The organism is Duganella kummerowiae (assembly GCF_053572355.1).
Map to the genome: position 1 here is coordinate 144140 of NZ_JBKFEH010000002.1, position 13101 is coordinate 157240.

General features: G+C 68.1%; 10 protein-coding genes. 3 read left to right on the forward strand and 7 right to left on the reverse strand.

Annotated features, from left to right (window positions below):
• Positions 1-67 precede the first annotated feature (67 nt).
• The 5 genes from ACLB1G_RS01480 to ACLB1G_RS01500 form a co-directional block, all read right to left on the reverse strand.
• Positions 68-2458: a putative bifunctional diguanylate cyclase/phosphodiesterase gene (locus ACLB1G_RS01480; protein WP_491625402.1), complete on the reverse strand. Its 2391-nt coding sequence runs from the start codon at positions 2456-2458 to the stop codon at positions 68-70.
• 21 nt (positions 2459-2479) lie between these two features.
• Positions 2480-3103 (reverse strand): methylamine utilization protein, encoded by a 624-nt coding sequence (locus ACLB1G_RS01485; protein ID WP_491625403.1) that lies wholly within the window; start codon positions 3101-3103, stop codon positions 2480-2482.
• 129 nt (positions 3104-3232) lie between these two features.
• Complete coding sequence (locus tag ACLB1G_RS01490; protein WP_491625404.1) at positions 3233-4363, reverse strand: tetratricopeptide repeat protein; 1131 nt, start codon at positions 4361-4363, stop codon at positions 3233-3235.
• Positions 4364-4438: 75 nt separating this feature from the next.
• Positions 4439-5071: a 3'-5' exonuclease gene (locus tag ACLB1G_RS01495; RefSeq protein ID WP_491625405.1), complete on the reverse strand. Its 633-nt coding sequence runs from the start codon at positions 5069-5071 to the stop codon at positions 4439-4441.
• Between the two features lie 9 nt (positions 5072-5080).
• Entirely contained in the window at positions 5081-6331 is a 1251-nt protein-coding gene (locus tag ACLB1G_RS01500) for an Hsp70 family protein (RefSeq protein WP_491625406.1), read from the reverse strand.
• Between the two features lie 209 nt (positions 6332-6540).
• Between ACLB1G_RS01500 and ACLB1G_RS01505 the strand changes: the two genes are divergently transcribed.
• From ACLB1G_RS01505 to ACLB1G_RS01515, 3 genes are all read left to right on the forward strand, one after another.
• Entirely contained in the window at positions 6541-7650 is a 1110-nt protein-coding gene (locus ACLB1G_RS01505) for a LacI family DNA-binding transcriptional regulator (protein WP_491625407.1), read from the forward strand.
• Positions 7651-7688: 38 nt separating this feature from the next.
• A complete protein-coding gene (locus ACLB1G_RS01510) occupies positions 7689-9869 on the forward strand; it encodes a 3'-5' exonuclease (RefSeq protein ID WP_491625408.1) in 2181 nt (726 codons plus the stop codon).
• Positions 9870-10243: 374 nt separating this feature from the next.
• Positions 10244-10729 (forward strand): PEP-CTERM sorting domain-containing protein, encoded by a 486-nt coding sequence (locus tag ACLB1G_RS01515; protein ID WP_491625409.1) that lies wholly within the window; start codon positions 10244-10246, stop codon positions 10727-10729.
• Here ACLB1G_RS01515 and ACLB1G_RS01520 read toward each other — a convergent pair whose 3' ends face one another.
• The gene (locus tag ACLB1G_RS01520; RefSeq protein ID WP_491625410.1) at positions 10730-12202 is read right to left on the reverse strand and encodes an efflux transporter outer membrane subunit; all 1473 of its coding nucleotides are present in this window, start codon (positions 12200-12202) and stop codon (positions 10730-10732) included. It lies immediately after the preceding gene.
• Positions 12203-12215: 13 nt separating this feature from the next.
• Positions 12216-13100: an efflux RND transporter periplasmic adaptor subunit gene (locus ACLB1G_RS01525; RefSeq protein ID WP_491625411.1), complete on the reverse strand. Its 885-nt coding sequence runs from the start codon at positions 13098-13100 to the stop codon at positions 12216-12218.
• Position 13101: the final 1 nt, after the last annotated feature.

Sequence of the window (13101 nt, forward strand, 5' to 3'; positions counted from 1 at the left end):
AGGATGCAGTCTAGAGCTTTAGTTGTCTTGCGGCAAATTTTGTGTTGTAAAAAAGCCGACGTCCATCTCAGGCCCCGGCCAGCGCGGCCACGGGAGGACGCCATTGCTCCAGCCAGCCCGGCAGCTGGTCGGCGGGGATGGGACGGCTCATGAAGTAGCCCTGGCCCTGGTCGCAGCCCATGGCGGCCAGCAGCCTCCAAACGGCCAGGCTCTCGATGCCTTCCGCCACCACGCGCAGTCCCATGTTATGGCCCAGGTCGATGGTGGAGCGCACGATCTTGCTGTCGTCCTCGTCGTGCTCCATGTTGAGCACGAAGGACTTGTCGATCTTGAGCTCATTCACGGGCAGGCGCTTCAGGTAGGCCAGCGACGAATACCCGGTGCCGAAATCGTCGATGGACAAGTCCAGGCCCATGGCGTGCAGCCGCTCCAGGGTCTGCTGGGCCCGTACCGGGTCGTCCATGATGGCGCTTTCCGTGATCTCCAGGCAGAACGCGGACGGCGCCAGCTGGTGGCGCGCCAGCGTCTCGGCAAACTTGGCCGGCAAATCCTGGTCCATCAGGTCGCGCGTGGACAGGTTGACCGAGACCTTGAGCTGGTGGCCGCGCGCCGCCAGTTCGCGGCACAGCTCGGCCGAGCGCTCCAGAACCCAGCGCGTCAGCACGCGGATGAAGCCGGTCTGCTCGGCAAACGGGATGAACTCGTCGGGGAACACATTGCCGCGCTCTGGATGGACCCAGCGCACCAGCGCTTCCATGCCCACCACCCGGCCCGTGTCGAGCATGATCTTGGGCTGCACATGCAGGCGGAACTGGTTGCCCTCGACCGCATTGCGCAATTCCGTCAGCAGCGACAGGCTCTGGGCGCTGGACTGGTCCATGGCGCTGTCGTACACCACGGCCCCATAGTTGCGCTGCTTGGCCGCGTACATGGCGATCTCGGCCATGCCCAGCAAGTGTCCGGCGTCGGCGCCGTGCTCCGGGTAGCCGGCCAGGCCCAGGCCGGCGCCCAGGTCCACGGTCTGGTCATCCAGCGACAGCGGGGTTTCCAGCGCCTGCAGGATCTCGGCCGCCACCGCCTGGGCCTGCGGCAAGTCGACGCCGGGCAGCAGAACGGCGAACTCGTCGCCGCCCAGGCGCGCCACCTGGGCCGAGGACTGGCGCCGGTTGGCCAGCAGCAGCTGCAGCCGTCCCGCCACCTGGCGCAGCAGGTTGTCCCCGAAACCGTGGCCCATGACGTCATTGACATGCTTGAAGCGGTCCAGGTCCATCATCAGCACGAACACCTGTTCCTCGCGCTTGCGCGCCGCCGCCAGCGCATCGTCCAGCAGCAGCGAGAACTGGGCCCGGTTGGGCAGGTTGGTCAGGGTATCCCAGTAGGCGAGGCGGCGGATTTCCTGTTCGCGCTTGGCTATCCCCTCGCGCATGCTGTCGAAGGCGTGCGCCAGGGCGCCGATCTCGTCGGCCCGGCTGCTGTCGATGGGGTCCTTGTAGTCGCCCTGCTCGAGGCGGCGCGCCGTGACGGCAAGCTCGCTGAGCGGCTGGGCGATGCGCTTGGCAGTCAGCACCGAGACCGCCGCCGACACCAGGATGCCGGCCACCGTCAATCCGAGCAGCCAGCGCTCCAGGCGCGTGTATTCGGCCATGGCCTCGTCGATCGAGCGCGCCAGCACCGCATACACCGTGTGTCCGCCGGACGCGCCTATGGCCTGCAGGCGCGCGCCGAACTGCGCCGCTTCGATCGCCAGCTCGACCTGGCCTTCCGGCAGCGCGGCCGGCATGGCCTGCAACTGCGCCAGCACTGCCTGCTGGGTCGGCTCCAGGAAGGTGGAGGCGGCCGCCAGCCACTTGCCCTGCTGGTCGCGGGTGACGATGGAGGTGTGCAGACCGGTGATCTCGCGCATGTCGCTGGCCAGGCGCCGGTCGATGGGAAAGGTCATCACGATCCAGCCGATGGTGACGGGGGCCTTGACCGGCACCACCACGATCTGGTACGGACGGCGCTCGACCACGGCGATGCCGTTGGCGCCATCGCCGGACTCGGCCGCGTCCAGCATGCCTTCCACCTGGGCCGCCAGCGCGGCCGACTGCGCTTCGTTGGTGCTGGCGCTGATCCTGCGCCCGGCGCTGACCAGCATGGCGGCCGAGGCCTTGATGCGGTCGGCGCTGTTGGCCAGCGCCGAGACGATGGTGGCGCGGTCGTCTTCTTCATTGTTGCCGATGGCGGCGACAAAAGCGGTATCGCGGGCCAGCAGGCGCGAACCGAAGCGCAGGCTCTGGGCATTCTGGTCCAGCAGGCGGCGGAACACCTTGGCGCCGTTGTTCAACTCGCTGCTGATGGCCAGCCGCGCATTATTGGCGATACCGCGCTGTATCAGCAGCAGGCCGGCCACCTGCACTGCCACGATCAGCAGCAGGAACAGGGTGACGATACGGCTTTCCAGACTACGAAAACGCATGCCGGGCGGGTCCTGGTCGGGTTAGGGGGCGTCGCCGTCGGCCGAGGGCGGCTTGACGGGCAGCTTGAACACGGCGCTGGCCAGGGCATCGCCCGGCTTGACCAGCAGCGCCTGCTCTACGCCCTGGCTGCCACTGCCATTGTAATGCCAGGCCTTGAGCACGTATTTCCCCGGCGGCAGCTCGATGCGGCCGGCGCCCTGGCCGTCGGTCTTGGCGTAGTACGGGGTGTCGACCACTTTCACATAGGCCACCATCTTGTCGTGGATATTGCAGCCCAGGACCACGGTGCCGGCCTTGTCGAACACCTGGGGCGCGGCGGCCTGGCCGGAATACAGTTTCTGGTCGAACTTGTGGGCCGGCGAAAAGGAATAAATGTGGTGGCGCACCTTGTCGTTATTTGGAAACATGATCCTGGCGCCGGTCTGTATCACGGTCACCAGCGGCAGGAATTTCAAGCCCTTCTGTTCGATCTCGGCGCTGGCCGGCGGCCTGGCGGGCGCCGCCCCCTCCGGCTCGGCGTAGACCACGGCGTCGGACAGCGCCTTGCCGGCGCCGTCCTGGACCTGCACCGCGACACCGGAGGCGGCGGCCACGGCTGGCGCGAGGCTGGACAGGAGGACTAGGGCATGATGGCAAGGCTGCATCGGACGATCCGGGCTGGGACTGGAGCAGCCATTGTAGCGTCACGGCAAGTAAGCGGGGGAACTGCTTGCGTGGCGCGCGGTCCGATCACGCCCCAGGCCGGCCGGGGCGGGTGGCGGGAACCGGGCTGCTTAACGCCGCCACTGGCGGGCCAGGCGGTGGGCCTCGGCCTGCCCTGCCGCGCTCAGCTGGCGAGCCGCAAGGCGCCGCGCGCGGCTTGCCGCCTGCACGCCGCCCTCGGCCGCCAACAGCATCCACATGTATGAACGCACCGGATCGGCCGCCACCCCGCGCCCGGCGCCCACCATGCCGGCCAGGTTGTAGCGCGCCAGCGCATGCCCCTGGGCCGCCGCCTTCAGGTACCAGGCAACGGCCTGGACATCGTCGCCGCGCGCCGCGCACATCACACCCAGGTTGTTCTGCGCCAGCGTGTGGCCGGCCTCGGCCGCCTGCAGGTACCACAACGCCGCCTCTTCCGCATCGGGCTCGCCGCCGCGTCCCTGTGCCAGCAGCAGGCCGAGGTTGAACTGGGCGTCGGCGTCGCCCTGCTCGGCGGCGCGGCGCAGCCAGGCGCGGGCGCGGGCGCCGTCCGGGGCCACGCCCAGGCCGCTGGCGTAGGCCACCCCGACCTGGCGCTGGGCCGCTGCGTCGCCCTGCGCCGCCGCCTGGCGGAACCAGTCCAATGCGCGCTGCTCGCTGGCCGGCGCGCCGCGCCCGCGCTGCAGCATGAAGCCCAGGTTGAGCTGGGCCGTGCTGTCCCCCTGCACGGCGGCGCGGCGCAGCCAGGCCATGGCCAGGGCATCGCAGCGGCGTACGCCCTGCCCGCGCAGGTAGGCCAGCCCGACCAGGGTCTGGGCGCTGCCCACGCCCTGCTCGGCGGCCCGGTAGAACCAGGCCAGGGCTTGGCCGCTGCAGCGTGCCACGCCGCGCCCGCGCTGGTACATCTGCCCCAGGTTCTGCTGGGCGGAGGCGTCGCCCTGCAGCGCGGCGCTGTGGAACCAACGCACCGCCTCGGCAGGGCAGGCCTCGCAGCCGCGCCCGTGGTACAGCATGACGCCCAGGTGGTTCTGCGCGAACGCCAGTCCCTGGGCGGCTGCCCTGGCCATCCACGCGTAGGCCTGGCCCAGGTCGCGCGGCACGCCCAGGCCATTCTTGTACAGCAGTGCCAGGTTGAACTGGGCGTAGGGATTGCCCTGCTCTGCGGCATCCCGGAACCAGCGGTAGCTGTGATAGCTGTCCTGGGCTGAAACAGGATTTTTCATGCCGCGCCTCCTACCCGTAAGACTTACAATGTTAATAAATTGTAAATCCCAAAACGGGCAGGAGTTTGCGCAGGATCAGGAGTGCGCAGGGCTGTGCTTGAGCAGGTAGGCGTGCACCTTGGCGGCCGCCAGCTTGTTGACGGCCACCAACAGGGCCGGCGCCACGCTCGGCAGGCTGTAGGTGCGGCCCAAGTGGCGCGCGATGTGGATCAGCACCTCGGCCGCCACCTCGGCGTCGGCCTCGGCCCGGTGGGCGGCGCTGGCAAAGCGGATACCGAGCTGGGCCGACAGGTGGCCCAGCTTGTAGCTGGGCAGCTGGGGAAACACGCGGCGCGCCAGCTTGAGCGAGCACACCAGGCTGGGATGGCGGGTGGCCAGGCCCAGCCGGGCCGCCTCGGCGCGCAGGAACTTGTCGTCGAAGCTGGCATTGTGCGCGCACAGGGTGTCATCGCCGATGAAGTCCAGCAGTTGCGGCACCACCTGCTGCGCGGGCGGCGCGCCGTCCACCATGGCCTGGGTGATGCCGGTCAGGGCGGTGATGAAGGACGGCACCCGCACACCGCAATTGACCAGGCTGACATAGCGTTCCACCACCTGTCCGCCGACGATGCGCAGGGCGGCCACCTCGGTGATGCGGTCACCCATGTCGGGCGACAGGCCGGTGGTCTCGAAGTCCAGCATGACCATGGGTTGATCGTAGACGCTCATCCCGCCTCCTCAGCCGAACTTGCGCACGGCGTCCAGCGCCAGGCCGGCGCCTATGCTGCCGAACAGGTCGCCTTCGACCTTGCGGGCATGGGGCACCAGGGCCGCGATGCGCCTGCGCAGCATGCCGACCCCGCTGGAGCCGCCCGTGAAGAACACGGTGTCGACCGCGTCCAGGGCGACGCCGGCCTCGCGCAGCAGCTTGAGCACGGTATCTTCCACGCTGCCGACCAGGTGGCCAATGGCGCCTTCGAACCCGGCCCGCTCCAGCGCCAGCACGGCCGGCGGCGACAAGCGCTCCAGTTCGAGTTCGGCACGCTCGGCGCCGGACAGCGCGATCTTACCCTCCTCCACCTTCATGGCCAGCCAGTGTCCGGCGCGCTCCTCGATCAGGCGCTGCAGCCGGCCTATCTTGTCCGGTTCGGCGGCGTCGCGCGCCAGGTCGGACAGCTGGGTCCACATTTTCTTGGTATAGGCCTGGTTGATGGTGTGCCAGGTGGCCAGGTTGAAGTAATAGCTGGACGGGATCTCGCTGTTGTTGCGCAGCCGGCTGCCGTAGCCCAGCAGCGGCATCACGGCCGACAGGCTCAGGTATTTATCGAAATCGGTGCCGCCGATGTGCACGCCGCCATTGGCCAGGATGTCGTCGCGCCGCTCGGTCCGCTTAGAGCGTTCGGGCGACAGGCGCACCAGCGAAAAGTCCGAAGTGCCGCCGCCGATGTCGGCAATCAGCACCAGCTCCTCGCGGCTGATCTGCGACTCATAGTCGAAAGCGGCCGCGATCGGCTCGAACTGGAAGGCGATCTCCTTGAAGCCGACGGCGCGCGCCACTTCGGCCAGGGTGTCCTGGGCCAGGCGGTCGCTGTCCGGATTGTCATCGATAAAATACACGGGGCGGCCGAACACGGCGGAAGTGAACTCGCGCCCGGCGGCGCGCTCGGCACGGCGCTTGAGTTCGCCAATGAACTGCTGCAGCAGCTCACGGAACGGCAGGGCGCGGCCGCCAACCTCGGTCTGGCCGTCGATCAGGCTGGTGCCCAGCAGGCTTTTCAGCGAACGCATCAGGCGCCCCTCATAGCCGGCCAGGTATTCGGCCAGGGCGGCGCGGCCGAAGCTGACCTGGTCGTCGTCGGCGTTGAAGAACACCACCGACGGCAGGGTGGGCTTGCCATCCTCCAGGGCCAGCATGACGGGTTGGCCGGGGCGCACCCAGCCCACCGTGGAATTAGACGTTCCGAAGTCGACGCCGCAAGCGATGGCCATGTACACCCTTCCATGTAAAGGGGCGAGAGCATATCAGAAAACGCCTTGCGCCAGAAGTGCCGCAGCCGCCACAGGGGCGTTGCCGGACCGGCCGCCCCGCGGGCAAATTAACCACAGGAAAAGCTTTACCCAAGGAAACTCATTGCCACATGGCAATTTATTGGTTATGCTCCAAGGCAACTAAATTCGTGCCAATTACCAGGCCATCCATGACCAAGACCAAGTCATTCGAGGGCGACAGCCCAGCCGAGCACAAAGCAGTCCTGCAGCGCGCCGCCCGCCGCGTCACCTCCTACGATGTGGCGCTGGCGGCCGGGGTATCGCAATCGGCCGTATCGCGCTGCTTCAAGCCGGGCGCCAGCGTGTCCAAGTCCACCTATGAGCGGGTGATGGAAGCCGCCGCCGGCCTGGACTACATTCCCAACGCCGCCGCGCGCAGCCTGATCACGCGCCGTTCCAACATGGTGGCGCTGATCATCACCAACCAGGCCAACCTGTATTATCCGGAACTCCTGGCCGAGCTGAGCCGCCATGTCACACGGCGCGGCAAGCGCGTGCTGCTATTCACGCTGGCACGCGAGGCCGAGGTGGAACAGGTCATGGCCGACGTCTGGCAATTCCAGGTCGATGGCGCCATCGTGGCGGCGCGCATGGCGCCGTCGCAGGTGGCCGAGTTCGAGCGGCGCCAGGTGCCGCTGGTACTGTTCAACCGCCATCTGCGCGACCAGCCGGTGCACACCGTGCTGTGCGACCACCACGAGGCCGGCCGCATGCTGGCCGGGCGGCTGGCCGCCGCCGGCCACCGCAGCTTTGCCATTATCGACGGGCCGGGTGACTCCAGCGTGGCTGCCGAGCGCCGCCGCGGCGCCTGCGAACGGCTGGCCGAACTGGGTCTGCCGGCGCCGCTGATCGTGTCCGGCCAGTTCGACTACGCCAGCGGCCAGCGCGGCCTGCGCGAAATCGTGGCCCAGCTGGGCCGCCTGCCGGACGCCGTCATCTGTGGCAATGACGTGACAGCCATCGGCTGCCTCGATTGCGCCCGCCACGAGCTGGGCCTGCAAGTGCCGGCGCAGCTGTCGGTGGCCGGCTTCGACGCGGTCGAACCGTCCGGCTGGCTCAGCTACAACCTGACCACGCTGCGCCAGCCCATGCAGAAGATGGCGGTGGCGGCGGCCGACCTGCTGCACGAGCTGATGGAGCACGGCGGCGGCGAAGCAGAAAGGCGCGTCTTCGGGGCCCAGTTCATCGAAGGCGCCACGGCGCGCCTGGCGCCGCCCCGCATCGACGCCGCACCGCGCTTCAGCGTACTGGCGGCCTGAGGCCGCACCCCGGCGGCGGCCCCGCTATAATGCCGCCGATGAACAGTACCAATCCGCCCCGCTTCATCCCGCACGGCATTACGCCCACCGCCGAACAGTTGGCCATCCAGCTGGCGCGCCACAAGGTGGTGCTGGTGGACGCCAATGCAGGCGCCGCCAAGACCACCACGCTGGCCTTGCGCACCGGCGAGGCGCTGGCGCGCGGCCTGGCGCCGGAACAGATCCTGGCCCTGGCCTTCACGCCCGAGGCGCGCGACGTGATGCGCCAGCGCCTGCTGGAACTGGGCGTGGCGCCGGCCGTGGCGGCGCGCATCGCCGTGCTGACCTTCGAAGACTTCGCGGCGCGCCGGCTGGCCCTGTCCGACAGCGAGGAGGTGGCCTGCCTGTCCCACCCGCGCCAGCTCAAGCCGTGGGTGCTGGCGGCGGTGGAACAGGCCGGACTGCGCTACGCCGGCCAGGTCGAGGGCCTGGATCTGCGCACCCACAACCTGGCCCTGAGCCAGTTCCTCGACACCCAGCTCAACCTGAAAGCCAGCATGGCGCTGGAAGCGGATGTGGAATTCATGGACCACCAAGAAGCCGCCGATGTGCTGGGCGTGCCCGTCACCGACTATTTGCTGACGGTGGAATATGAACGCATCCGCCTGGCAGGCGGCGCCGGGGCCAGCTTCCGCGGTCCGCTGGACGCCAGCTACGACCTGGCCTGCGCGCTGGCGCACGGCTCCGAGGCGCTGCAAGCCCTGCCGCAATACCGGCTGGTGCTGTGCGACGAGCTGCACGACCTGAACGAGGCAGCCTTCCGCATCCTCGGCGCGCTGTTGGCCCAGCCGCACTGCTACTTCGTCGGGGCCGGCGACCGCGACCAGGTGATCCACGCGCGCCAGGGCGCCAGCCACGAGTTCCTGGCACGCCGCTTCGAGCAGGCCTACCCGGCGCTGGTGCGCCTGCCGCTGACCTGGAGCTACCGCTACGGGCCGCACCTGGCGCTGGCCATGGCCGCTTTCAAGCGCAAACGGGTCGAATCGCCGTTGGCGCTGCATACTGAAATCCGCCAGCTCCATTACGGAGATGGCGAGCCCCGGGCAGGCGACGCGCAGGACTGCGCTGCCCTCGTGCTCGATGCGCTCCAGTCCTGGCGCAAGCAAGGCCATGCGCTGGCGGGATGCGCCATCCTGATACGCGAACGGCACCAGTCGGTCGCGCTGGAAAACGCCCTGCTGCAGGCCGGCATCCCCTATCGTACCGAGCAGATGGCGGGCTATCTGCGGCGCGATGAAATCCTGTTTTTGCGCGGGATGATCGCCATCGCCCTCGGGGACCTGGCGGCGGTACGCTCGGCAGAGGTGCGCCGCGCCATCGTCGACGCCATGGCCATCTTTGGCGAAGTGGACCTGTCCCCGCGCGAGATGGAAATGGCGCGCAACGACATCGCACGCGACCCGCAGCTGCTCAACGACTTCTTCAGCGCCTATATCGGACACGAGCGGCGCGGCGGCCAGCCGCCCCACCCGGCCCGGCTGGCGGCGCGCCAGATCATTGCCGCCACCGTGGCCTGGCTGCAGTCGGTCGATGCGGCGCAGCCGGCCGGCCAGGTGCTGGCCGGGATCTGCGAACGCATGCAGCTGGTCACGGCGGCGCGGCGCATCTTCGTGCGTCCCTACGACGCCAGCGTGGTGGCGCGCTCGGTGGCCGGTTTTGTCGAAGCGGCGCACGCCAGCCGGCTGGACCTGCGCGGCTTCTGGGCCTGGCTCAATGCCAGCGAGGATGGCGGCCAGCGCAAGCGCGGGCGCGACGCCGTGCTGATCGAATGCGTGGCCAGCGCCAAGGGCAAGGAGTATGACCATGTGCTGCTGCCCTACCTGGAGGCGGGCGAGTTTCCGAGTGCGCTGGAGGACTTGCGGGCCGAAGAAAACCTGTTCTATGTGGGCGCCACCCGCGCACGATTCCGCCTGACCCTGCTATCGCCGGCCGCGGCGCAGCGGCGCAGCCCTTTTCTGGCGGCGATGGAGCTGCCGGGCAGCAGCGCCAGCGCAGCGGCGGCAATGACACGCAACCAATCCACCGCCGCCCCGGCGTCGCACCACCGCGTGTACTTGCAGGTTGCATACCAGGACAAGGCCGAGGCCAAGGCCCTCGGGGCGGCCTACGACCTCGCCCGGCGCGCCTGGTACGTGCCGGAAGGCGCCGATCCGTCCCCGTTCCGGCGCTGGATACGGTAACTATCCTTCCCTCTCTGTAAGGCCATCCTGGCGCCCGCTCCTGAAGGAGTTGGCCAGGCGCCACCGTTGCGCCCTGCCATTATCCTCACCATATCATCCACATATCGTTAAATTGTGGAAATTTAATTTAATTAAAGAAACGTCGATTATCCAGCCGGCAATTTCGACAATCAATATTATCTCGAAGAAATAATGTAGCGAGGTATTATTATTAATTTTTCTAGTATTTTTTTTCCTGAGTGCTATTATGTCAGGGCGAGCTCATGTATATAAAAGGTATGTCCACTAGGAGGTCTGCAATCCCACGCTTGCTTTTCTAACTTAAATAGGAAAGGAGAAATAAATTGTTACCAAGAAAAATATTGCTTGCCACAATGATGGCAGCAAGTTTAGGGGTTTCTGCCAAGGAAGTTATTGTTAACGGGACATTTAGTGATGCGAGCGCCAAATTCCAGACCGGGTGGGATGTGGGTACGCTGCTGAACAATTACATGTTCCTCAATGGCAGCTACACACAAATCGATGCAGGCAATATCAGTCAATCGTTTACCGGCCTGAGCGGCCAGTTGAGCCTGACATTTACTTACAGTTCAATGGGAAGTGATAGCGCCTGGGAGAACGTGTACTGGAACGATACACTCATCGGCAAGATTTCCGGGCAGGTCGGCGGCGTGTATAGCTACACGTTCATGGCCACCGGTAACGACAAGCTGACCTTCGCCGGCTACAACAACCAGTTGGCGAATTCGATTTCCGCCGTCAGCCTGAAGGACGCCGCACCGGTGCCCGAACCATCCACTTATGCCATGCTGCTGGCGGGCCTGGCCACCACCGTCGCGCTGGCGCGCCGCCGCAGCTGATCAGGGTTGCGCCTCGGCTGGCGGCCGCGTGGCTGCCGGCTCCCAGCCTCCACCCAAGGCCAGGAACAAGGCGATCTGGTCGGCCGCCAACTGCGCGTCCGACGCCGCCCAGGCGGCATCCATGGACGCCAGGCTGCGGTCGGCGTCCAGCACCGACAGGAAATCGATGCGCCCGGCCTGGTACAGCCGGTGCGACTGCCGCGACGCCATCTCGCCCTGCTCGCGCGCCGCCTTGAGGGCCGCGTTGCGGTCCAATTCACGCGCATAAACCGTCATCGCGCCCTCCACCTCGCGCAGGGCGTTCAACACCACCCCGTCGAACCTCGCCAGCGCCGCGTCGCCGCCGGCCTTTGCCTGGGCAACACGGCTGCGCGCGCTGCCGGTATGGGGCACGGTCCAGGAAATCAGCGGGCCCAGGCTCCAGCGCGTGGCGTTGGCGGCGCCGAACTGGTCCAGCAAGCCGGTGCTGCCCAGCGAGGCGCCCAGGCTGATGCTGGGATACAGGTCGGCCGTGGCCACGCCGATGCGCGCCGTGGCCGAGGCCAGCGCGCGCTCGGCTTGGCGGATGTCGGGCCGGCGGCGTAGCAGCGCGGCGCCGTCGCCGACCGGAATCTGTGTTGCCAGCCTTGGCGCGGCCTGGCATTGCAGCTGGGCGGCCGGCGCCGCCATCTCGCCGGGGGTGCGCCCGGTCAGCGCCGCCAGCCGGTAGAGCGCGGTGCGCTGCTGGGCCAGCAGCGGCGGCAGTGCGGCATGGAATTGTTCCAGCTGCGCGCGGGCGCGGGCATCCTCGGTGGCCGTGCCGCGCCCGGCCCGGATGCGTTCGGCGGTCAGCTGCACGAAGCGCTGCTGCAGGACGATGGAGTGGCGCGCCACCTCGGCCTGGCGCGCGGCGGCGCAGGCGTCGGCGTAGGCGCGCGCGGTATCGGCCGCCACGGTGACGCGCACCAGGTCGTAGGCAGCCTGGGCCGCCTGGGTATCGGCCGTGGCCGATTCCACCGCCCGCGCGATCTTGCCGTACAGGTCAAACTGGTAGGACACACTGACCCCGGCGTCGTAGTTCCAGGCGTCCGGCAGCGGATGGGCGATGCCGCGCGCGGCAGCCGAGGAGCGCCCCACGCCCGGCGCCGCGCTGACACCCAGCACCGGCTTGCCGGCCTCGCCGGCCTCTTGCAGCACGGCGCGCGCCCGCGCCAGGTTGGCCGCCGCCACGCGCAAATCGGTATTGGCCGCAAAGGCTTGTTCTATCAGCCCATCGAGCTGTGCATCGTGGTACAGCCGCCACCAGTGTGGCGGCAGCGGCGCCGGTGTGTACGGCGCTTCGGCGGTATTCAGGAAAGGCGCGGCGGCGGACTGACGTTGGATGACCGCCTGTTGCGGCACCTGGTAATCGGGCCCCACGGTGCCGCAGGCGGCCAGGGTGGCAAGGACGGCGGTGGCGGCCAGGGCGCGGCCCGTGTCGGCTAAGGAGTTCATGGCGGCCTCCGCTTCAGGAATGGGTGGCGGACGGACGCACGTCCACGGTCACGGTTTGTCCCGCCACCAGGCGCACGCCGGCCGGCAGCGCATCGAGCTTGACGCGCACCGGAATGCGCTGCGCCAGCCGCACCCAGTTGAAGGTCGGATTCACGTTGGACAGCAGGTTGGCCGAGGTGCTGCGGTCGCGGTCGGCGATACCGCCGGCCAGGCTCTCCACGTGGCCGGCCAGGCGCTGGCGCTGGCCCATGGGCAGCACCGTGACGGCGTCGCCAACCTGAATGGCGGGCAGCTTGGTTTCCTCGAAATAGCCTTCGACATAATAGGAGTCGCTGTCGATCAGCGCCATCACGGCGTGGCCGGCGCTGACGTAGGAACCGGGACGCAGGTCGAGGTTGGCGACGGTGCCGTTGACCGGCGAGCGCACCCGGGTGCGCTCCAGGTTGAGCCTGGCCAGCTCGCGCGCCACCACCGCCTGGGCCAGCGCGGCGCGCAGCTGGTCCACGCGCAAGGCTCCCTGTTCGCGGGTCTCGGCCGCCACCAGTTCGCGCAGCTCGGTATTGCGGCGCGCCTCCTTCTGCGCCTGCTCCAGCGCCGTACGCTGGGCCTGTTCGGCCGCCTCGGCCTGGCGCAGCGCCAGCTCGAAGCGGGCGCGGTCCACTTCGAACAGCACCTGGCCGGCCTGGACTTGCTGGTTGTCGCGCACCAGCACGGCCGTGACCTGGCCGGTGACGTCGGGCGCCATCTGCACCACGTCGGCCTTGACGCGGCCGTCGCGGGTCCAGGGTTCGACTTCGTAGTGCTGCCACAGGCGCCAGCCCAGGCAGGCGGCGGCGGCCACGGCGACCATGGTGACGGTGAAGCGGCCCAGCGCCGCCAATGAGGTCTTGAGGTTCATG

Excerpts from the sequence above, each read along its gene's own strand:
- ACLB1G_RS01480 (WP_491625402.1), bottom strand. The coding sequence starts at position 2,458 with ATGCGTTTTCGTAGTCTGGAAAGCCGTATCGTCACCCTGTTCCTGCTG.
- ACLB1G_RS01485 (WP_491625403.1), bottom strand. The coding sequence starts at position 3,103 with ATGCAGCCTTGCCATCATGCCCTAGTCCTCCTGTCCAGCCTCGCGCCA.
- ACLB1G_RS01490 (WP_491625404.1), bottom strand. The coding sequence starts at position 4,363 with ATGAAAAATCCTGTTTCAGCCCAGGACAGCTATCACAGCTACCGCTGG.
- ACLB1G_RS01495 (WP_491625405.1), bottom strand. The coding sequence starts at position 5,071 with ATGAGCGTCTACGATCAACCCATGGTCATGCTGGACTTCGAGACCACC.
- ACLB1G_RS01500 (WP_491625406.1), bottom strand. The coding sequence starts at position 6,331 with ATGGCCATCGCTTGCGGCGTCGACTTCGGAACGTCTAATTCCACGGTG.
- ACLB1G_RS01505 (WP_491625407.1), top strand. The coding sequence starts at position 6,541 with ATGACCAAGACCAAGTCATTCGAGGGCGACAGCCCAGCCGAGCACAAA.
- ACLB1G_RS01510 (WP_491625408.1), top strand. The coding sequence starts at position 7,689 with ATGAACAGTACCAATCCGCCCCGCTTCATCCCGCACGGCATTACGCCC.
- ACLB1G_RS01515 (WP_491625409.1), top strand. The coding sequence starts at position 10,244 with ATGATGGCAGCAAGTTTAGGGGTTTCTGCCAAGGAAGTTATTGTTAAC.
- ACLB1G_RS01520 (WP_491625410.1), bottom strand. The coding sequence starts at position 12,202 with ATGAACTCCTTAGCCGACACGGGCCGCGCCCTGGCCGCCACCGCCGTC.
- ACLB1G_RS01525 (WP_491625411.1), bottom strand. The coding sequence starts at position 13,100 with ATGAACCTCAAGACCTCATTGGCGGCGCTGGGCCGCTTCACCGTCACC.